The 21,137-nt window shown below is 57.2% G+C and carries 15 protein-coding genes; 7 read left to right on the top strand and 8 right to left on the bottom strand.

The window, feature by feature from the left end:
- Positions 1-205 precede the first annotated feature (205 nt).
- From G6L28_RS12885 to trxA, 6 genes are all read left to right on the top strand, one after another.
- Positions 206-2,707 (top strand): PAS domain-containing sensor histidine kinase, encoded by a 2,502-nt coding sequence (locus G6L28_RS12885; protein WP_234902554.1) that lies wholly within the window; start codon positions 206-208, stop codon positions 2,705-2,707.
- Positions 2,704-4,218, top strand: a complete 1,515-nt coding sequence (tsaE, locus tag G6L28_RS12880; RefSeq protein WP_174064212.1) for a tRNA (adenosine(37)-N6)-threonylcarbamoyltransferase complex ATPase subunit type 1 TsaE — start codon at positions 2,704-2,706, stop codon at positions 4,216-4,218. The genes G6L28_RS12885 and tsaE overlap by 4 nt, the downstream gene beginning before the upstream one ends.
- Positions 4,219-4,228: 10 nt before the next feature.
- On the top strand, positions 4,229-4,948 hold the full coding sequence (locus tag G6L28_RS12875) for a nucleotidyltransferase family protein (protein WP_174064211.1): 720 nt from the start codon (positions 4,229-4,231) through the stop codon (positions 4,946-4,948).
- A complete protein-coding gene (addB, locus tag G6L28_RS12870; protein WP_174064210.1) occupies positions 4,920-8,147 on the top strand; it encodes a double-strand break repair protein AddB in 3,228 nt (1,075 codons plus the stop codon). Before G6L28_RS12875 ends, addB begins: the two co-directional genes overlap by 29 nt.
- A 4-nt stretch (positions 8,148-8,151) precedes the next feature.
- Positions 8,152-11,703, top strand: a complete 3,552-nt coding sequence (gene addA, locus G6L28_RS12865; protein WP_425292676.1) for a double-strand break repair helicase AddA — start codon at positions 8,152-8,154, stop codon at positions 11,701-11,703.
- Between the two features lie 75 nt (positions 11,704-11,778).
- Entirely contained in the window at positions 11,779-12,099 is a 321-nt protein-coding gene (trxA, locus tag G6L28_RS12860; protein ID WP_137393178.1) for a thioredoxin, read from the top strand.
- Between the two features lie 82 nt (positions 12,100-12,181).
- Here trxA and G6L28_RS12855 read toward each other — a convergent pair whose 3' ends face one another.
- The 8 genes from G6L28_RS12855 to G6L28_RS12820 all read right to left on the bottom strand — a co-directional run bounded on the left by G6L28_RS12855 (position 12,182) and on the right by G6L28_RS12820 (position 20,373).
- A complete protein-coding gene (locus tag G6L28_RS12855; RefSeq protein WP_174064209.1) occupies positions 12,182-13,534 on the bottom strand; it encodes a bifunctional folylpolyglutamate synthase/dihydrofolate synthase in 1,353 nt (450 codons plus the stop codon).
- A gap of 30 nt (positions 13,535-13,564) precedes the next feature.
- Entirely contained in the window at positions 13,565-14,461 is an 897-nt protein-coding gene (gene accD, locus G6L28_RS12850; protein WP_174064208.1) for an acetyl-CoA carboxylase, carboxyltransferase subunit beta, read from the bottom strand.
- A 35-nt stretch (positions 14,462-14,496) separates the two neighbouring features.
- On the bottom strand, positions 14,497-15,336 hold the full coding sequence (gene trpA, locus G6L28_RS12845; protein WP_174064207.1) for a tryptophan synthase subunit alpha: 840 nt from the start codon (positions 15,334-15,336) through the stop codon (positions 14,497-14,499).
- A 4-nt stretch (positions 15,337-15,340) separates the two neighbouring features.
- Positions 15,341-16,561, bottom strand: a complete 1,221-nt coding sequence (trpB, locus tag G6L28_RS12840; RefSeq protein WP_174064206.1) for a tryptophan synthase subunit beta — start codon at positions 16,559-16,561, stop codon at positions 15,341-15,343.
- Between the two features lie 2 nt (positions 16,562-16,563).
- The gene (locus G6L28_RS12835; protein WP_174064205.1) at positions 16,564-17,220 is read right to left on the bottom strand and encodes a phosphoribosylanthranilate isomerase; all 657 of its coding nucleotides are present in this window, start codon (positions 17,218-17,220) and stop codon (positions 16,564-16,566) included.
- A 141-nt stretch (positions 17,221-17,361) separates the two neighbouring features.
- Positions 17,362-18,129: a M48 family metallopeptidase gene (locus tag G6L28_RS12830; RefSeq protein ID WP_174064204.1), complete on the bottom strand. Its 768-nt coding sequence runs from the start codon at positions 18,127-18,129 to the stop codon at positions 17,362-17,364.
- 42 nt (positions 18,130-18,171) lie between these two features.
- Positions 18,172-19,407, bottom strand: a complete 1,236-nt coding sequence (locus G6L28_RS12825) for a polyhydroxyalkanoate depolymerase (RefSeq protein ID WP_174064203.1) — start codon at positions 19,405-19,407, stop codon at positions 18,172-18,174.
- Between the two features lie 123 nt (positions 19,408-19,530).
- The gene (locus G6L28_RS12820; RefSeq protein ID WP_174064202.1) at positions 19,531-20,373 is read right to left on the bottom strand and encodes a fumarylacetoacetate hydrolase family protein; all 843 of its coding nucleotides are present in this window, start codon (positions 20,371-20,373) and stop codon (positions 19,531-19,533) included.
- Positions 20,374-20,506: 133 nt separating this feature from the next.
- On the opposite strand from G6L28_RS12820, the gene G6L28_RS12815 reads away from it, so the two are divergent.
- Positions 20,507-21,106, top strand: a complete 600-nt coding sequence (locus G6L28_RS12815; protein WP_174064201.1) for a nitroreductase family protein — start codon at positions 20,507-20,509, stop codon at positions 21,104-21,106.
- Positions 21,107-21,137: the final 31 nt, after the last annotated feature.

Raw genomic sequence — 21,137 nt, 5'->3', positions numbered from 1 at the left:
CCCTTCCCGGAAATTTCTGAAGGCGGTATTGTCACAGGACTTGATTCGTATGCGAGAAAAGCATGCGGAATGGGATGTCTTGTCGAAGATGCGGCACATATAGGACGGAGACATACCGGGGATGTCGGTAACGAAAACAAACTCGCGTCAGCGAGTCCGAAAACACGTGGAAGCAGGCAGCGACGCGGCGCCCGTTCGAGAGCGAATGCGGCTGACGCTTGCCAATGCGGTACGCGGCTTGGGTCGCAAGGCCTGCTCTTTTTCGGCTCTTACGGCTGGCACTGCACTGAGCGGATTTTCCGCATACGCACAAGCTCAGCAAACGGTCGTATTTCAGACGGGCGAGCGACTGTTTTCCTCCAGCGAAACCATCGCCTATTCACTGGTGATCGGCCTAGTGTCGGCAACGCTGTTTTCCGTTGTCTGGTTGGTGCGGCAGCGTGGAAATATCGAGGCCGAAGCCAATGAATATCGGGCGGCTCTTTCCGAAGCCAACAGCAAGATTTCCAAGTACGAAGCGCTGATTTCCGATAAATCTCGCCGCATCGTGGTGTGGGACAGCTCCGGCGAACGCCCAGAATTCATAGGTCAGCTTCCGCCTGAAACCGGCGTACCTGCGTTGGACGCCGATTTTCTGGCCTTCGGTCGCTGGCTTCGTCCGGCATCTGCTTCCCCACTCGAAAAGGCAATCGAGAAACTGCGAAGCCACGCGCAGAGCTTCGACCTGACGATTGAGACACAGCGCGGCGAAGTTATCGAGGTTCAGGGTCGCGTTTCCGGGGGGAAAGCTTTTGCCCGCTTCATCGCGCTTAATAACGTTCGCGCTGAACTCGCAGAGCTCAAGGTCGAGCGGGAGCGCCTGCTTTCCTCCATGTCCACATTTCAGGAACTTCTCGATTCCATCGAGCAGCCGGTCTGGCGCAGGAATGGTGACGGAGAGCTGATCTGGGTCAATTATGCCTATGCGCAGGCCGTCGATGCCTCGACGCCACAGCAGACGATTGAAGAACAGCGAGAACTGCTCAACACTGTCACACGACAAAAAATCCGCGCTACGGCTACGCCTGAATCGCCATACCATGATCGTATTTCGACGGTCGTTTCAGGCAACAGAACGTTCTTCGACGTGGTCGATATCAAGACGCCGAGCGGGTCTGCTGGAATTGCCATCGATGCTTCGGATGCGGAGACCATCAGTGAAGAATTGAAGCGAACACTTAAGAGCCATGCCGAGACGCTGGATCACCTGGGAACTCCGGTTGCGATCTTCGACGGGCAGCAGCGTTTGCAGTTCTACAACCAGGCTTTTGTCAGCCTGTGGGGGCTGGATCTCGTTCTTCTGGAGTCCAAGCCAGACAATTCCGAACTGCTGGATCGCCTTCGCTCCGCAGGCAAGCTGCCGGAGCAGTTGAGCTGGAAAAGCTGGAAAGAAACCGCCCTTTCCGTTTACCGCTCACTGGACACGAAAACCGACCTTTGGCACTTGCCGAACGGGCAAACGTTGCGCGTCATTGCCACGGCACACCCGCAGGGCGGAGCGACTTGGGTGTTCGAAAATCTGACCGAACAGGTCGATTTGCAAACCCGCTACAACATGCTGGTCAAGGTGCAGGGCGAAACCATCGACCATCTGGCCGAAGGCGTAGCGGTGTTTGGCGCGGATGGACGCATACGTCTGTCCAATCCCGCTTTCCGTGCGCTATGGGCAATCACCGCAGACGATGCCGAGGCTGGCAAGCATATCCGCTCCATCGAAGCGGCCTGCACGCAATCCTATGATGGGCCGGATGGCTGGCGGGCATTCAGCCAGTTCATCACCAGCTTCGATGATGAGCGGCTTTCCAAGCAGGGCACTCTGGAACTTCTTTCTGGTCTTGTGCTGGATTACGCAGTCATCCCGCTACCCGACGCCCAGACTATGCTGACCTTCGTCAACATGACCGACAGCGTCCGCGCCGAGCGCGCGCTGAAGGAAAAGAACGAGGCGCTGCGCAAGGCCGACGAGTTGAAGAACGACTTTGTTCAGCACGTTTCTTACGAACTTCGCTCGCCGCTGACCAATATCATCGGCTTTACCGATCTTTTGAAAACGCCTGGGATGGGCGACCTCAGCGAGCGGCAGGCGGAATATCTCGACCATATCTCGACCTCCTCTTCCGTATTGCTGACCATCGTCAACGATATCCTCGATCTGGCGACGGTTGATGCCGGTATCATGCATCTCAATTACACGGAGAACGATCTGAACGAGCTTCTGGACGATGTTTCGGTTCAGATCACCGACCGTTTGCAGGAAAGCAGTGTTGCGCTGGAGATCGTCGCGCCCGCGCATCTTGGCAGCATCGTTGCCGATCATCAGCGCCTCAAGCAAATCCTGCTCAAGCTTTTGACGAATGCTGCGAATTTCGCACCGGAAGGCTCGGCTATCCAGCTGACCTGCCAGCGCAGCGAAGGAGACTTCGTCTTTTCCGTTGCCGACAAAGGCCCGGGCATTCCCGAGGACATGCTGAAAAGCGTATTTGACCGCTTCTCGACCCATGGCAATGGTGGCAGACGCACCGGTGCAGGCCTTGGCCTTTCCATCGTGGAAAGCTTTGTCAGCCTGCATAACGGTAATGTCACCATAGAAAGCCGCCCCGGTGAAGGCACTATCGTCAGCTGCCGCATCCCATCCGGCACCTGTCCGCAGTCCATTGCCGCCGAATGAGTGAAGACAGCACGCCTCTTTCCATCTTCCTCGCCGACGAGGCAGAAACGACCCGTTTAGGTGAAGAACTGGCGCTTGTCGTCAAGCCCGGTAATGCAATCGCGCTGGTTGGTGATCTCGGTGCGGGGAAGTCCACGCTGGCCCGCGCCCTGATCCGCGCCATTGCCGATCATTCGGAGCTTGAAGTTCCAAGTCCGACCTTCACCATCGTCCAGTCCTACGCTCTGCGATTCCCTGTAGCGCATCTCGATCTCTACCGTCTTTCCGACGTCTCTGAACTGGATGAGCTCGGTATCGATGAAATGCTGTCGGATGGTGTTTGCCTCATCGAATGGCCCGAGATGGCGGCGGATGTCCTTCCAAAGGACTCCACGATCGTTCTACGCCTCACTCATCGAGGCGACGGTCGTCTCGTGACAATCGAAGCACCACCACGCCATATGTCGAGATTGCAACGCGTTCTGGCAATCCGGAAATTTTTGGAAAAAAGCGGCAAAGGAAATGCTTCCCGTCGTTACTTTAGCGGTGACGCAGCTTATCGTACCTACGAGTTGATCAGCGATGAAAACAGCCAATATCTGTTGATGGATTGGCAGCCACCACCACGAGGACCGATCCTCAAGGACGGCAAGACCTATGCGGAAATAGTGCACCTCGCCCGCGACGTAACGCCCTTCGTCGCGATTGACGGCTTTCTCGCAGCAAGCGGTTTTACCGTTCCAACCATTCTGGGGCAGGATCTCGACCAGGGCATTTTGCTTTTGGACGATCTTGGCCGCGACGGTGTTCTGGACCCTAACGGTGATCCCATCGAAGAGCGCTATTTGCAAAGTGCGGCCTGTCTTGCCGCTTTGCACGAGCTTGAAGCTCCAGATGAACTAGTGTTATCAAACGGCGCGACCTACCATATCGCGAGTTTTGATCCTGACGCCATGAAGATCGAGACCTCGCTGCTCCTCGACTGGTATCTTCCGCATATTCATGGTCATCAACTGGATGACAGTGAAAAGCAGAGCTTCTTTGCCGTGTGGGACGAACTGATCGCTAAGCTTTCCGATGTCGAGACCGGACTTCTGCTACGTGATTTCCACTCGCCTAACATCATCTGGCAACACGATAAATCAGGCATTAAACAGGTTGGCATCATAGACTTTCAAGATGCGATGATCGGCCCAACGGCCTATGATCTTGCATCGCTGGTACAGGACGCACGCGTGACGATCCCGCCTGATTTGCAGGGGAAGATGATGCAGTGCTATCTTGATATCCGTCGAAATAAACCGTCTTTCAACGAAGAGGCTTTTCTCAAGGCCTTCTCTATTATGTCGGCGCAGCGCAATTGTAAGCTTGTCGGCATCTGGGTTCGGTTGATGAAGCGCGACGGTAAGCCGGGTTATATGAAGCATATGCCGCGCACATTTACCTATCTGCGCGAAGCCCTCGCCCACCCGGAACTCAGGTCCTTGAGTGACTGGTTCAGTCATGCGGGCATAGACCTCAACTCCCAATGAAGCGCTCGATATGACGATCAAACAAGCGATGGTTCTGGCAGCGGGTCTTGGTACGAGGATGCGTCCGATCACCGACACGATACCCAAGCCGCTGGTGAAAATCGCTGGCAAGCCGATGATCGACTACGTGCTCGATCTTCTGGTCGCGGCAGGTGTCGAAACCGTTGCCATAAATGTTCATCATCATGCGGACCAGATGGTTTCGCATCTGAGCCACCGCAAGGACGTCGAGATTTTGATTTCGGACGAGCGCGCGGAACTCATGAATTCCGGCGGCGGCCTCGCCAAGGGATTGAAGCTGCTGCCACCCGGACCGGTACTGGTAATGAATGCCGATCTCTTCTGGGCTGGTGAAGAGCCGGGGCAGCGCTCCAATCTTCAAAAGCTTGCACAATTTTTCGAGCCCAACCGCATGGACATGGCGCTGCTCTGCGTCGACATGGACCGAACCACTGGCCATAATGGCAAGAAGGATTTCAACCTCGCGGATGATGGTCTTCTCGCCCGCTATCAACAGGGTGGGCCACACCCGGTTGTCTATGCCGGTGCTATAGCGATGGACACGCGACTGCTGGATGACGCGCCCACCGACGCCTTCAATCTCAACATCTATTTCGACCGTGCCATTGCGAAAAATCGGCTTTTTGGCGTTTCACTGGATGGTCAGTGGATTACGGTCGGCACGCCGGATGCTATAGAGGATGCGGAGCAAACAATCGCTTCCATCTGAAAGCAGCAAGAAAGTCGAGCCATTGGCGCATGCCAAACGCATCCTGACCATCGCGCCGGGAACCCCGTTTCTAAAAACTTTGGCAAAGAGCCTGTGCGACGGCTCGCTTGCGCGTGGTTACGCCTATGATCCCGCCGATCCGCTGTCGCTCGCCAAGGTTACGATCTATGTGCCGACACGGCGCTCCGCACGTGTGCTTCGCTCGGAATTCGTCGATATTCTGGGCGGTCGCTCCGCCATTCTGCCGGTCATCCGTCCGCTTGGCGAAACGGATGATGACAGTGGTTATTTCGATATCGAGACGCCCACAACAATCGATCTCGCACCGCCGATTTCCAATACGGCCCGATTGGTGGAATTGGCACGGCTGATCCTCGCCTGGCGAAACAGCCTCCCCGATGCAATCCGCGCTGTTCATTCGGACTCGCCGCTTGTCGCTCCTGCCAGCCCCGCCGACGCCATCTGGCTTGCGCGTGCGCTGGCCGAGGTCATCGATGCGATGGACACCGAGGACAAGGATTGGGAGGCTTTGGCAGACCTGGATACAGCCGACCATGCTCAATGGTGGCAGCTGACGGCGGATTTTCTCAAGATCGCCAGCGTCTTCTGGCCAGCCCGCCTTGCCGAACTCAACAAATCCTCGGCTGGGCGGCACCGCAATGCGGTCCTGCGCGCCGAGGCTGAGCGTTTGATGCGGATCGGCTCGACTGACCCGATCATCGTTGCCGGTTCTACTGGCTCCATTCCCGCTGCCGCCGATCTCATTGCAGCCGTCGCCTCGCTCAGTCAGGGCACTGTCGTACTTCCGGGCCTCGATCTCGACATGCCGGAAGAGCACTGGCAGGCGATCAATGAAGCGCCGGATGACGCATCCAGCCGCACGCATTCGCAATACGGTCTTTTCGTTCTGTTGCAGAAGCTCGGCGTGCTGCGCGACGATGTCGAACGCATCGGCGAACTTGATTCCGACCTCCAGAACCGCGCGGAGATTTTCTCGACAGCGCTCGCTCCCGCCAAAGCCACGGCGGAGTGGAATGCATGGCGCGCTGAAAAGCAGTCCGCGTTTTTTGAAGGCGCCTTCTCCGCCGCTGCCATAATCGAAGCAGCAAATGAGCGTGAGGAAGCGACCGCGATCGCCATCGCACTACGCCTTGCGCTTGAAGAGCCGGGCCAGAATGGCCCTTCGCAAGCCGCGCTGATCACACCGGACCGCGGCCTCGGACGTCGCGTCGCCACGGAACTGGCACGCTTCGGCATCGAGGCCGATCATTCCGCTGGTACCCCGCTTTCCGTAACACCGCAGGCAGGGCTGCTGCAGCTTGCGCTCGAAGCCATCCTCCGCCCGGGTGATCCGGTAGCGATCATATCCTTCCTGAAACATCCGCTCAGCCGCTTCGGTCTTTCTGAAGAGGAGATTGGAAACGCCGTTGCCGCGTTGGAACTTCTGGCTTTGCGCGGCGGACGGGAAGAGACGACGCTTGGTACTCTGGGTGAACTTCTTTCACATCAACTGACACTGTACGCCGACGACCGGCATCCACCGAAATGGCGCATCGCACTTCCTGAAGAGGCGCCTGTCGCTGCCGCCGATCTCGCCGCGCGTATCAAGCTTGCCATCGAACCACTGGAATCAGCCTTCATCCATCGCGATCCGATCAAAGGCCGCCTCACCTCACGTTTGACGCTGGCAGACTGGGCCGAACGCACGGGCCGCGTTATCGAAGCTATCTGCATGGATGAGGCGAATGATCTCACCAGCCTCTGGTCAGGCGAAGCGGGCGAAAAGCTCTCGAGCCTCCTTGCGGAACTGATGGATTGCGGACAGGTGCTGGAGGCAGACGGTCCGCAGTGGGTCGATATCATCGCGGCTTTCGTATCTGGAGAATCGATCAAGCCACGCGCCATGCGTCATCCGCGCGTCTTCATCTTCGGTGCGCTGGAAGCCCGTCTTCAGAGCGTGGATACCGTTATCATCGGTGGTTTGAATGAAGGTATCTGGCCCGGCCAAACCGCAAACAACCCTTTTCTCTCCCGAAACATGAAGACGGCAATCGGCCTCGAGCCGCCTGAACGGCGGGTCGGGCAGCTTGCGCATGATTTTGAGATGGCAAACGGTATCCGGCACATTTTTTACAGCCGCGCGCTGCGCCAGGGCTCGACACCCGCTGTAGCGTCCCGTTGGCTGCAACGCCTTCTGGCGCTCGGCGGCGAAGATTTCGCGGAAACGCTAAAACTCCGTGGCGAAAGCTATCGGCATTGGGCGAATATGCTGGACGACGGCGAGATACAGGATGCGGCCAAACGCCCTGCCCCGACACCGCCTGCCGAGCTTCAGCCGAAAAGCTATTCTTTCAGCGAAGTAAGCCGCCTGCGCCGCGATCCCTATTCGATCTACGCCCGACGCATTCTGAAACTCGATCCGCTGGATGAATTCAACCGCGATCCGGGTGCGGCCGACCGCGGTACGCTTTATCACCGCATCATGGAGCAATATTCCCGTGAGGAGAATGTTGCCGGAACGCCTGCCGCAGAAGAAGCGATTATGCGTGTGCTGAACGACTGTTTCGATGCTGAAAAGCTGCCCAGCCATATTGATGTCGTTTGGCGACCGCGCTTCGTTGCCGTGGCGCGCGCCTTCCTGAATTGGGAAAAGGACCGTCGACAGATCGTTCGCCGCAGCCATATCGAAGTGCGGGCAGGTCAGGAGATACCGGAAGCGGGCGTCCGGCTCACCGGCGTTGCAGACCGGATCGATATCAAAACCTCAGGCAAGGCGGATATTATCGACTACAAGACCGGCCTCTCCCCATCCGTCAAACAGGCGCGTTCGCTGCTCGATCCACAGCTGGCTCTTGAGGCCGCAGCGCTGATGCGCGGCGCGTTTCGTGATACGGGATCGCCAACGCCCGAAGACCTGATCTATGTGCGACTACGGCCCGGTGAACGCTTCGGGTCTGATACCGTCAATAACGAGAACGCCAAAGCCACCGCAAAAACGGTACCGAAGAGCGCTGTAGAACTCGCGACCGACTCCATCGACCAGTTGAGCAAGTTCATCATTTCGCTACGCGAAGGAAAGAACGGTTTCGTTTCCCGCCTGATACCCGAGGAACAGCAGAGCTATGGCGGGGAATATGACCACCTCGCCCGCGTTTCCGAATGGTCCACGGCAGAACCGGGAGATGGCGATGTGGAATGAGCCAATGCACCCCGTGGACGACCACGGCCCCGAAATCGACGATCCGAAAAACTGGATAGACTGGACGACACGGCAGCAGACCCGCGCTTCGGACCCCAAAAGTTCCGCATGGGTGTCGGCCAATGCCGGTTCCGGCAAGACGCATGTGCTGACGCAACGCGTTATCCGGCTGCTGCTTGCCGGTTGTCGCCCTTCGGCCATTCTCTGCCTCACCTATACAAAGGCGGCAGCGTCCGAAATGTCGAGCCGCGTCTTCGACAGGCTGGCCGACTGGGCGACCTTGACCGACGCCGATCTGAGGGATCGCATCACCGCCATCGAAGGGCGTGTGCCGGATGCCATCAAGCTGAAGGAAGCGCGCCGTCTCTTCGCCAAAGCGCTGGAAACGCCTGGTGGCCTGAAAATCCAGACCATTCACGCTTTTTGCGAAGCGCTGCTGCATCAGTTTCCGCTGGAAGCGAATGTCGCAGGCCATTTCTCCGTTCTGGACGACCGCGCCGCAAGCAGCCTTCTGGCCGAAGCGCGCCGCAGCCTGCTGACAGCCGTTTCGCTGGAACATGATACACCACTGGCACACGCGCTCGCCTATGTACTCGATCTTGCTGATGAGACGGGTTTGGAAGCGCTGCTGAGCGCCATCATTGCCAACCGCAATTTGCTACGCGGCTTCCTTGAAGCGGCATCGCGCACAGGCGGAATAGACGCTACCCTGCGAAAACGTGCTGACATCGGCCCGGAGGAAACGCAGGAAACGGCGGCGGCTGCCTTCTGGCCCCTGCCCGGCCTATCCGGCCTTTCGCTGGATACCTATCTTACGCTGTCGGACGAAATCGGCGGTTCACGCACCCACGATGTATCCTACGCATTGCGCGAAGCAGCCCGCGAACGCGATATCTTCAAGCGCATCGACTTCATCGAAGCAGCGCTTCTGACAGCCAAGGGCGAGAAAAAGTCCGACGCATACGTCATCAACAAGGCGATGCAGGGCGCGGCACCGGGTCTGCTGGATGATCTGACGCTGGCCCGAGACCATGTCGTTGCCTGCCGTGATCGTTATCGCAGCCTGCGGATGCTCGAAGCGACGAAGCATGCGCTGACCTTGGCTGATCGCCTGATTGGCGATTTCGAAGACCTGAAGAAACAGAGAAGCCAGCTGGATTTCGAGGATCTGATCGAGCGCGCGGCAACGCTGCTCAACAGGGACACGGCAGGCGCGTGGGTTCACTACAAGCTGGATCAGGGTATCGATCACATTCTGGTCGATGAGGCGCAGGATACCAGCCCGGTGCAGTGGTCGATCATTCAGTCGCTGGCCGCCGATTTCTTCCATGGGGAAACGGCCCGCCTTGGCCTGCGCACCATCTTTGCCGTGGGCGATGAAAAGCAGTCGATCTACTCCTTTCAGGGAGCGCGACCGGAGCGTTTTTCGCAGGAGCGCGAGGAAACGGCGCGGCGCGTGACTGCTGTCGAGCAGGTGTTTCATCCCGTGCGACTGCCACTGTCTTTTCGCTCCACGGCAGATGTTCTCGCGGCGGTGGATCAGGTCTTCTCAACGCCGGAAAATGCCGAGGGACTGAGCGCCCAGAACGAACCCGTCGAGCATCGCTCCAACCGCCTTGGCCACGCAGGCACGGTGGAAGTCTGGGGCATGGTTGCCGCCGAGCCGGTGGAAGACGAAGAGGATTGGACGGCACCCTTCGATGCTCTGCGTGAAAGCGCGCCGCCTGCCATCGTCGCTCGGCGGATTGCGGCCCGCATCGCGGAGATGATCGGCAAGGAGACCGTGGTCGAGAAAGGCGTGGAGCGCTTTATCGAGCCCGGCGATATTCTGGTTCTGGTGCGCAAGCGCCACGCTTTCGTCAATGCGCTGACCCGCGAACTGAAGCAGCGCAAGAATATTCCCGTTGCCGGTGCCGACCGTCTTCGCTTGACGGACCACATCGCCATTCAGGATTTGCTCGCGCTTGGCCGATTCGTGCTCTTGCCGCAGGATGATCTATCGCTTTGCGCGCTGCTGAAAAGCCCGCTGTTCAATCACGATGAAGACGATATTTTCGACCTTGCCGCGAAGCGCCCGGAGGAGACCAGCGTCTGGGAGTACTTGCAGCATCTTGGCCGCGAAGATGGCAGCCGTTTTGCACATACCCACAGGCTGCTCTCCACCCTCATCGCGCTTTCGAAAACCGCAACGATCCATGATTTCTATGCCGCCGTCCTGACCATCCACGAGGGCCGCAAGAAGTTCCTCGGTCGGCTCGGCAATGAAGCCAGCGACGTTCTGGACGAGTTTCTCTCCTTCGCACTCGATCATGAAAAGACCGGCCTTCCCGGCCTGCAATCCTTCATTTCAGTGCTGGAAACCGATGCGCCTGAGATCAAGCGTGAGCAGGACAAGGAGCGCGGCGAAGTCCGCATCATGACGGTTCACGCCTCCAAGGGTCTTGAAGCGCCCGTGGTTTTTCTGGTCGATGGCGGCTCTAAAGCCTTCATACCAAGTCACGTGTCGAAGCTTCGTTTTCTCGAGGCTTCCGCAACGTCCTTCCCGATCTGGCTTCCGGGCAAGAGCTTTGACAACGCGCTGATCGACCGCGATGACAGGCGGCTGAAAGACTCTGCCGAGCAGGAGTATCGTCGTCTGCTCTATGTTGCCATGACACGTGCAGCCGACCACCTGATCGTCTGCGGTTATCGAGGTCCGCGGGAAAACCCGGATTCCTGGCACGCGATGATTAGGCGCTCACTTGGAGCCGATGAGAACCGCAGCAGCGCCCACCAATTTACGGCAGGCGGCGAGGAATGGGACGGCTTGCTCTGGCATTCCAGCACCCGTTCCTCACGGCTGATCGAAAAGACGGAGCAAGCGCATCAATCGGCTCCCGCTCCCCTACCCGCGTCTCTCATGCAACCGCTGCCGCCAGCGCCCGCCCTTCCGCGACCTTTGAGCCCTTCCGGTGCTGGCACGATTATCGATGACGGTGCCGAGGATTTACTGGTCACATCACCGCTCTTTGCGAAGCCGGAAACGTCATCCGGTCTTGCGCTTCAGCGCGGGCGTCTCGTCCACCGCATGCTGCAAACTCTGCCGGATTATCCCGAAAACGAACGCGAAGCGGCGGCTCATCGCTATGCCGAGCGCGCGGCGAAGTTCTGGCCGGAGAAGGAACGCCAAAGCCTGATCCACTCAACGCTCGCCGTTCTCTACGAACCCGCTATCCAACCTGCATTCTCCGCAAATAGCAGGGCTGAAGTTTCGATCATCGGGACGCTTCGTCTCGGTCGTCAGGAATTCGCCGTGTCCGGGCGCATCGACAGGCTTGCGGTCGAGGGTGATCGGGTCATTCTGGTGGACTATAAGACCAATCGCGTGCCGCCAGAAGACGAGCGGCGCATTCCTTTTGCCCATACGGCGCAGCTTGCCATCTACAGGGAAATCCTCAAACCGCTCTATCCGGATAAGACGTTTGTCTGCGCGCTGGTTTATACGGAAAATGCGTCCTTCATGACGCTCGGTGAGGAAGCCCTGTCACAAGCTCTTGCCGCAATCTCGACAAAGTGAGATACCGGACATTGAAAATGCGCGTTCCCCGCATCACATAAATGCCGAACAGATTCACTGAAAGGAGAGCCACTTATGGCTACCGTGAAAGTAGATACCTCCAACTTCCAGTCCGAAGTTCTCGAGTCCGCCGAACCCGTCGTCGTCGATTTCTGGGCTGAGTGGTGCGGCCCTTGCAAGATGATCGCTCCGAGCCTTGAAGAAATCTCGTCCGAGCTTGCTGGCAAGGTCAAGGTCGTTAAGCTCAACATCGATGAGAACCCGGAACTTGCAGCCCAGTTCGGCGTCCGTTCCATTCCCACGCTCGCCATGTTCAAGGGCGGCGAAGTTGCTGACATCAAGGTTGGCGCTGCTCCCAAGACAGCACTTTCCGCCTGGATTTCCAGTGCGGCCTGATTTTTCGATCAGCGAATAAGAATGCGAAAAGCCCGGTCGTGCCGGGCTTTTTCTTCGTTCGTCATTTGAAAAGAGGCTGGAGTTACTTCGGCGGGGTGCCGTTTAGCGCCAGCGCGTTCCCGGCCAGATAAAGCGATCCGCCAATCAAAATACGCGGTGGCGGTTTATCAGGATCAAGCCGCTTGGAGAGTTCTTCCAACGCCTCTTCGATGGAAGATGTTGGCGCTGCCGTCAGGCCAGCGTCGAACACGGCATGCGCCAAGACGACCGGATCGATTGCTGCATCAGATCCATGGATCGGCACTGTGAAGACATATTCCGCTATGTCGGCAAAAGCCTTGAAATATCCAACCTGATCCTTGGTGTTTATCATACCTGCGATCAGGAACAAGGGACGTCCGCGCTTTTCCTCGAAACCAGCCATGGCTTCGGCAATGACTTCGCCAGCGCCAGGATTGTGGCCGCCATCGACCCAGATTTCACTTCCTTTAGGCGCAAGATCGAAGATGCGGCCTTCGGTAATACGCTGGAGGCGGCCGGGCCACTCGACCGATGTCATGGCCTTGTCGATCATGCGCTCGGTGACTTCGAAGCCAGCGGCTTTGATTGCCCGGATTGCAGCTGCTGCGTTCGCTAACTGATGGCGACCCGGAAGGCGCGGCAGTGGCGCATCGACTAAGCTGAATTCATCTTGATAGACAAGCCGCCCATATTCTTCATGGGCCGAGAAATCCTGTCCATAGACCGCTGTCGGACATTTCAGGCGCTCGGCGGTCGCGATCAAAACGTCAAGCGCCGCATCATATTCCTGATGGCCAATGACGACAGGCGAGCCGCTCTTCATGATACCGGCCTTCTCCGCCGCAATCAGTTCGACCCGGTCTCCGAGATAGGCCTGATGGTCGAGCGAGATCGGCATGATGATGGAGACGGCGGGATTGGCAATGACGTTCGTCGCATCGAAACGCCCGCCGAGACCAACTTCCAGAATAACGACATCCGCTGGCTGTTCGGCGAAAAGCACGAAGGTAACCGCGGTCAGGATTTCGAAAACGGTGATATGCTGCCCGTTATTGGCTGCCTCGACCCGCGCCAGCGCATCGGCAAACATCGCATCTTCTACGAGATGCCCCTGCCCGCCCGGCACACCGATGCGGTACCGTTCGTTCCAGTTGACCAGGTGCGGCGATGTGTGGACATGGACGGCAAGGCCTGCCGCTTCCATAAGCGCGCGGCTGAACGCCGTAACAGAACCCTTGCCATTGGTACCTGCGACATGGATCACCGGCGGCAGCCGCTTGTGCGGATTGCCGAGCTTTTCGAGAAGCCGTGTGATCCTGTCGAGCGACAGATCGAAGCCCTTGGGATGCAGCTGCATCAATCTTTCGATGATGCGTTCTGCCTCGGTCATTTCGGGCTTCGTCCTATCCGTCATCTGCTCCTCCGGAGCATTTCGTCGCCCTGTTCAGGCCGTGGCAGCCAGAGGCGCGACGTCCTTTACGGACGTATTGGCAGGCGCCTTCGTCATGATCTTCAAAAGATTGGCCAGCGTGTCGGGAATCTCGTGGCGGTCGATAACCATATCCACCATGCCGTGATCCAACAGGTATTCCGAGGTCTGGAAGCCTTCCGGCAGCTTTTCGCGAATGGTCTGCTCGATAACGCGCTTACCGGCAAAGCAGATTTCCGCGCCCGGCTCGGCAATATGAACATCGCCCAGCATTGCGTAAGAGGCCGTTACACCGCCCGTCGTCGGGTTGGTGAGAACGACGATGTACGGCATGCCAGCTTCCTTGAGCATGTTGACGGCAACGGTTGTGCGCGGCAGCTGCATCAGCGAAAGAATGCCTTCCTGCATGCGCGCGCCGCCGGAGGCCGGGAACATGACCAGCGGGCAACGCTCGGAAATGGCGCGCTCGAAAGCCTTTACGATGGCTTCGCCCGCAGCAATGCCAAGTGAACCGCCCATAAACTGGAATTCGTGAACGACTGCAACGATCTTCAGACCCTTGAGCTTTCCAACGCCCGCAAGGATCGTATCTTCCTGCTCTGTCTTGGTGCGGCTATCACGCAGTCGATCTGAATACTTCTTGGAATCGCGGAATTTTAGCGGATCCTGAGCCACCTTCGGCTGCGGCAACGCTTCGTAAATGCCATCGTCAAATAGATCGGCCATGCGTGCCTTTGCAGGCATTTTCATGTGGAAGCCAGAAGCGGGGATGACCCACTTGTTTTCTTCCAGATCCTTATGGAAGACCATTTCGCCCGTTTCCGGGCACTTTATCCAGAGGTTTTCCGGCGTGTCACGGCGGCCCAGCATGGAATTGATCCGCGGGCGTACGTAATTGGTGATCCAGTTCACGTCTAATACTCCTGACTGTCTGCGCTAACCCGAGCTTATTCGGCAGCAGCAAGGCGCGATGCAAGCACGCCCGTTGAAAGTCCCTTTACCAGCGTTGTTACCGCTGGAACAGTGTCATTCGTCGCCTTGCCATCCTTGGTGAGGCTCAAGGCTATCTGGTTGACGATTGCGGTTCCGACCACAACGCCATCTGCCACGGCACCGATCGCCTTCGCATGATCTGCCGTCTTGACGCCAAATCCGACGCAGACCGGAAGGTCCGTATGCGATTTGATGCGTCCGACCGCGCCCGCAAACTGCGAAGGATCAGGCAAAGCAGAGCCCGTGATGCCATTCATGGAAACGTAATAAACGAAACCTGAGGTATTTTTAAGGACGGTCGGCAGGCGCTTTTCATCGGTCGTCGGCGTTGCGAGACGAATGAAGTTGATACCGTGCTTGAGCGCCGGGATGCAAAGCTCGTCATCCATTTCCGGAGGCAGATCGACGACGATCAGGCCATCGATACCAGCGGCAAGTGCTGTCTCAAGAAACTTTTCGACGCCGTAAATATAGATCGGATTGTAATAGCCCATCAAAACGATCGGCGTCGCATCATCCTGCTTGCGGAATTCCCGCGCCAGATCGAGCGTCGTTTCCAGCGTCTGACCGCCCTTTAGGGCACGCTGGCCTGCGAGCTGAATAGCTGGACCATCTGCCATCGGATCGGAAAACGGCATGCCAAGCTCGATAACATCGGCACCGGCTTCCGGCAACGCCTTCATGATACCGAGCGAGGTCTCGAAATCCGGGTCGCCGCCCATGAAATAGGTGATCAAAGCCGGGCGATTTTGCGCGCGCAGATCGGCAAAGCGCTTGTCCATACGTGCAGTCATGTTCTTACAGATCCATTCCAAGATGTTGGCTGACGGTGTGGACATCCTTGTCGCCGCGACCGGAGAGGTTCATCAGGATGATTTCGTCCTTGCCCATTTTCGGCGCGCGCTTGATGACCTCGGCCAGAGCGTGGCTTGGCTCGAGCGCCGGGATGATGCCCTCGAGGCGGGTCAGCATCTGGAATGCTTCCAGTGCTTCATGGTCCATGATCGGCACATATTCCACGCGGCCCGTATCGTTCAGCCAGGAATGCTCAGGCCCGATACCGGGGTAATCGAGACCGGCGGAGATCGAGTGACCTTCCTTGATCTGGCCGTCCTTGTCCTGCAGCAGGTAGGTACGGTTGCCGTGCAGCACGCCGGGTGAACCGGCGGTGATCGACGCGCAATGTTCTTCGCCCTGAAGGCCACGACCGCCGGCTTCGACGCCGACGATTTTCACGCCAGCATCGTCAAGGAACGGATGGAAGATTCCGATGGCATTGGAGCCACCGCCGACGGCAGCAATGACGAGATCCGGCAGACGGCCTTCCGCTTCCAGCATCTGCGCCTTGGCTTCCGTACCGATCACGGCCTGGAAATCACGCACCATTTCCGGATAGGGATGAGGACCGGCAGCAGTGCCGATCAGGTAATAGGTGTCTTCGACATTGGTGACCCAGTCGCGAAGCGCTTCGTTCATTGCATCTTTCAGCGTACCGTGACCAGCCGTGACTGGCTTTACCTCAGCACCGAGAAGCTTCATGCGAAACACGTTCGGAGCCTGACGGGCGACGTCGGTCGCGCCCATGTAGACGACGCAAGGGAAGCCGAAGCGGGCAGCGACCGTCGCCGAAGCCACGCCGTGCTGTCCGGCACCGGTTTCGGCAATGATGCGGGTCTTGCCCATGCGCTTTGCCAGAAGAATCTGGCCAATGCAGTTGTTGATCTTGTGTGAACCGGTGTGGTTCAACTCTTCGCGCTTGAAGTAGATCTTCGCGCCACCAAGTTCGGCAGTCAGGCGTTCGGCGAAATAAAGCGGGCTCGGGCGTCCGATATAATGCGTGCCGAGGTTCTTCAGCTCCGCCTGAAATTCCGGATCGTCCTTCGCCTTGTCCCACTCGGCCTGCAGATCGAGGATCAGCGGCATCAGCGTTTCGGCAACGAAGCGGCCTCCGTAGATACCGAAGCGGCCGTCCTCATCGGGACCGGCGCGGAACGAGTTGGGTTTCAGCGTTTCGTTCACTTTCAAACTCCCTGCGACCTTGAAGACCTGACAGCATCGAAGAATGCATCGATCTTGGCCAAATCCTTCACACCCGGCGCGCTTTCCACGCCTGACGATACATCCAGTCCCCTCGCCCCGGTTTCTGCCAGAGCTTCGACAACGTTATCCTTGTTTAGCCCACCGGAAAGCATGTAACTCACGCCTTCGTCAATAGAGCGGAGCAGCGTCCAGTCGAAGGACACGCCGTTTCCGCCGGGCAATTGCGATCCGGCTGGCGCTTTCGCATCGAACAGGAAACTGTCGGCGATACCGATATAGGGATCAATTTTGGCAAGATCATCGGTATCGCGGATGGAAAATGCTTTTATGACAGGCAATCCATAAAGCGTCTTCACGCTCAACACACGCTCCGGGGTTTCACTGCCATGCAGTTGAAGAACATCCGGTTTCAGCAGATCAACGATTTCGTCCAGCTCATCATTATCCGCATTGACCGTGACCGCCACGATCTTGACGCTGCCCCGGACGGCATCTGCCAGCTTGCCAGCAAGGTCTGGCTCGATATTGCGTGGGCTCTTTTCAAAGAAGATGAAGCCGATGTGGCTTGCTCCACGCCTGACGGCACGTCCCACCGCCTCCGGCGTCTTCAATCCGCAAATCTTGATATCAGGTTTCATAAGGTGGAGGTGCCACGAAATGGGCCTTGAGTCGAGCCAAATCGCGAACGGTTCAGAGGCTCAGGAAAATGTTTCACGTGAATCCAAACCTGTGATTGCAGCGTTAAACAATTCCGCGCTCTGTTGAAAATCTGAAATGATCTAATCAAAGTTGATTGCATGGAGTTGAGAGCCGTTTTGCTTGAGCCATGCTTTAGCAGCGTCCATCTCGGGACATAGCTTTTTGCAAAGAGCCCAGAATTTTGGACCGTGATTCATCTCTCTCAGATGGGCCACTTCATGCGCCGCCAAATAGTCGATGACGCTTTCCGGCGCCATGACGATCCGCCAGGAGAAGCTGAGATTTCCCTCATGCGAACACGAGCCCCAGCGACTGCGCGTATCTTTCAAAGCAATGGAGCGGACAGGTCTTCCAACCGACTTAGCATGCGCGGCGACCAACCTTTCAAGATCGGCCCTCGCTTCTTTTTTCAGGAACGTTGCGACGCGTCTTCCCGTGTGCTCCGGCAGCCCACTAACCTGAAGGACAGCTTCGCCGTCCGCATCTTTGGCGATACGGGTCACTCCGCGAAGCGAAGCCGTGTGCAGAATACGGTGAGGAATGCCGCGGATATTGATGGTCGCGCCGTCAGTCATTCCGTCTTGCGTCGAAAACTTCGAAAGCTTGGCTTCCAGCCAGCCCTGATGCCGATCGAGAAATTCGTCCACCTGCGCATGATGCAGGCCATAAGGGATCGTCAGCTTCAAGGCATTTCCACCGGGTTCGATACGCAAGGTGATGCGCGTTGCCCGCTGGTTTTCCTTGATGGTGATCGGCACGTTGCGACCGCTGACTTCGACCGTGCGCTGCGTGAGCGCCGGTTTACGAGAAGACGTAGATTTCAGGGACTTTCGGAGCAGCGAAAACATGGCCCTTTCATAGCGATTCGCAGTTCAAAAAGCTATCGATCCTTATGCCTGGCTGCCATGTGCATGAAAGAATGCCACCATCTGCGGAACGATATCGCGGCGGAAACGCGAGCCATTGAAGACACCGTAATGGCCGACGTCGGGCTGCATATAGTGCCTGCGCATTTCTTGCGGCAGGTTGGAGCAGAGATCATGTGCCGCCTTGGTTTGCCCCACGCCTGAAATGTCGTCGTTTTCACCCTCGACCGTAAAAAGCGCCACATTGCGGATAGCAGCAGGTTCAACTGTCCTACCCCGATGCGTCATTTTACCCCTAGGCAGAGCATGTTCGATGAAAACAGTCTCGACGGTTTGAAGATAGAATTCTGAGGTCAAATCCATCACGGCGAGATATTCGTCGTAGAATTCCCGATGCTTTTCTGCGGAGTCTCCATCGTTCTTGACGAGGTTCAAATAGAAATCCTTATGTGCAGTCATGTGACGGTCGAGGTTCATCGACATGAAGCCGGAAAGCTGCAGGAAGCCGGGGTATACCGAGCGCCCGACACCAGCCTGCGGCCACGGCACCTGCATCACTACGTTGTCTCGAAACCACTCAATGGGTTTTGCCGTTGCAAGTTGATTGACAGCGGTGGGATTAACCCGAGTGTCGATAGGCCCGCCCATTAGCGTCATGGACGCAGGTGCAAACTCATCATTATCGGCCTCCATGATCGAAACGGCTGCCAAAACCGGCACAGACGGTTGGCACACGGCAACTATGTGCGCTCCTTTTCCAACATGATGCAGCATCGCGATAATGTAGGAAATGTAATCGTCCAGATCGAAACCGCCCTCGCTTAGTGAAACCGTGCGGGCATCGATCCAGTCAGTGATGTAGATGTCAGCATGAGGAAGCAACGCTTCGACCGTGCCCCTGAGCAGAGTAGCGTAATGACCGGACATGGGTGCGACAAGAAGAACCTTGGGATCGTCGGCACGTTCCGCCGGTAGATCCCGCTTGAAATGAATCAGCTTGCAGAAAGGCTTTGACCAGACGGCTTCCTCAGCAACGTTGACAGCTGCGCCATCGATCTCCGTCTGTGTAAGCCCGAATTCCGGCTTGCAATACCGTCGCGTCAGGCGCTCGAAAACTTCAAAGCCTGCATCGAGACTGCGTCCGAACGCGGTGTTGGAAATTGGGTTGAGAGGGTTGTTGCACGCCTGTCGCATCAGGTCAGCGCTTGCGCGCAATGGTGCCATTGCAGCGTGGTTCATTTCATAAATTTGGTAAAACACGAAAAAACGCCTCCCGTCGTCATCGTCTTCTTTTCGCGATAGTAGCATCTTTTCGCAGTTGCACAAAATAAGAAGCGCCAGCGATTTCCCGCCAGCGCTCTCAAAAACCGATGTGGACGATGCTTAGTTGTCAGCAACAAATGTCTGCTTCTGCGAGCCAAGTCCCTCAATGCCAAGCTCCACAACATCTCCGACCTTCAGGAAGCGCGGCGGCTTCATGCCGAGACCCACTCCAGGAGGAGTGCCGGTGGAGATGACGTCGCCGGGGTGAAGCGACATGAACTGGCTGAGGTAAGACACAACATGCGCAACGCCATAAACCATCGTCTGGCTGGAGCCGTTCTGCATCGTTTCACCATTCACCTTCAGCCACATGCCAAGGTTCTGCGGATCGGAAACCTCATCCTTTGTCACGAGCCATGGTCCAATCGGGCCAAAGGTGTCGCAGGATTTGCCCTTGGTCCACTGGCCCTGACGCTCTGCCTGAAAGGCGCGCTCGGACACGTCATGCGAGACGCAGTAGCCGACGACGTAATCAAGCGCCTCTGCTTCGGAGACGTATTTCGCCGTCTTGCCGATGACCACGCCGAGCTCAACTTCCCAGTCGGTCTTTTCTGAGCCGCGTGGAATGATCACGTTGTCATTCGGACCGACAATGGCAGAGGTCGCCTTCATGAAGATAACGGGTTCTGGTGGAACCTTGGCACCCGTTTCTGCCGCGTGATCCGAGAAGTTAAGGCCAATGCAGATGAACTTTCCGGTTCCTGCCACGCATGCCCCGATACGATCCTCGTGGATGACCCGCAGGGTCGAGAGATCGAGCGCCGCAATCTTTTTCAGGCCTTCAGGCGAGATCGCTTCGCCGCCAATATCTTTCACGTGGCCGGAGAGATCGCGAATTTTCCCTTCGCTATCAACAATGGCTGGCTTTTCGTGGCCGGGTTGACCGACGCGCATCAGTTTCATGGAACTCTCCCAGTTGTCAGACAAGATGATGCATATATGAACGAACTATTTATCCCTGTCACCCCTTGACCATCCGAACGCTGGAAAAATACGATCCGCCAATTAGCTGCCAATGCCCTTTCAAGGAGACATCATGACGACCAGCAATTCCCGTCAGTCCGAATATCCGGTCGATCCTCTGTTTCTTGATCGCTGGTCGCCGCGCGCTTTCGATGGCAAGCCGATGCCGAAGGATCATCTCCTCACGATCCTCGACGCTGCACATTGGGCTCCTTCGGCGTCCAACCAGCAGCCGTGGCGGTTTGTCTTTGCGCTGAATCGATCAGTAGAATGGGACATGTTCGTGGGCCTTTTGATGGAAGGCAACCAGCGCTGGGCGAAAAATGCATCCGCCCTGCTCTTCATTCTTTCACGCAGCTATAACCTTCGCGACGGAGAAAAGAAACCGGCACCGACTCATTCCTTCGATGCCGGTGCAGCGTGGTTTTCGCTGGCGACGCAGGCCCAGATGTTGGGCTATCATGCTCACGGTATGGCCGGGATTTTTAAAGACAAGATCATCGAACACCTGAAGGTGCCGGAGGGATACGTGGTCGAGGCGGCTGTTGCCATCGGTACTATAGCCCACAAGGGTACCTTGCCCGATGATCTTTCGGAACGTGAAGTGCCGAGCAAGAGATTGCCGCTTGCGGATGTTGCGTTTGAGGGAAGCTTCTCCGGTAAGGCCGATTGAGGCGCGCGGGATCGAACGTTTTGTAGATACG

The organism is Agrobacterium larrymoorei (assembly GCF_013322225.1).
Classification (GTDB): Bacteria; Pseudomonadota; Alphaproteobacteria; order Rhizobiales; family Rhizobiaceae; genus Agrobacterium; species Agrobacterium larrymoorei_A.
This window is presented reverse-complemented; position numbering and strand designations above follow the sequence as displayed.

Bases quoted from the DNA above. Each gene is read 5' to 3' on its own strand.
- G6L28_RS12885 (WP_234902554.1), top strand. From the start codon at position 206: ATGCGGCTGACGCTTGCCAATGCGGTACGCGGCTTGGGTCGCAAGGCC.
- tsaE (WP_174064212.1), top strand. From the start codon at position 2,704: ATGAGTGAAGACAGCACGCCTCTTTCCATCTTCCTCGCCGACGAGGCA.
- G6L28_RS12875 (WP_174064211.1), top strand. From the start codon at position 4,229: ATGACGATCAAACAAGCGATGGTTCTGGCAGCGGGTCTTGGTACGAGG.
- addB (WP_174064210.1), top strand. From the start codon at position 4,920: ATGCGGAGCAAACAATCGCTTCCATCTGAAAGCAGCAAGAAAGTCGAG.
- addA (WP_425292676.1), top strand. From the start codon at position 8,152: ATGCACCCCGTGGACGACCACGGCCCCGAAATCGACGATCCGAAAAAC.
- trxA (WP_137393178.1), top strand. From the start codon at position 11,779: ATGGCTACCGTGAAAGTAGATACCTCCAACTTCCAGTCCGAAGTTCTC.
- G6L28_RS12855 (WP_174064209.1), bottom strand. From the start codon at position 13,534: ATGACGGATAGGACGAAGCCCGAAATGACCGAGGCAGAACGCATCATC.
- trpA (WP_174064207.1), bottom strand. From the start codon at position 15,336: ATGACTGCACGTATGGACAAGCGCTTTGCCGATCTGCGCGCGCAAAAT.
- G6L28_RS12835 (WP_174064205.1), bottom strand. From the start codon at position 17,220: ATGAAACCTGATATCAAGATTTGCGGATTGAAGACGCCGGAGGCGGTG.
- G6L28_RS12830 (WP_174064204.1), bottom strand. From the start codon at position 18,129: ATGTTTTCGCTGCTCCGAAAGTCCCTGAAATCTACGTCTTCTCGTAAA.
- G6L28_RS12820 (WP_174064202.1), bottom strand. From the start codon at position 20,373: ATGAAACTGATGCGCGTCGGTCAACCCGGCCACGAAAAGCCAGCCATT.
- G6L28_RS12815 (WP_174064201.1), top strand. From the start codon at position 20,507: ATGACGACCAGCAATTCCCGTCAGTCCGAATATCCGGTCGATCCTCTG.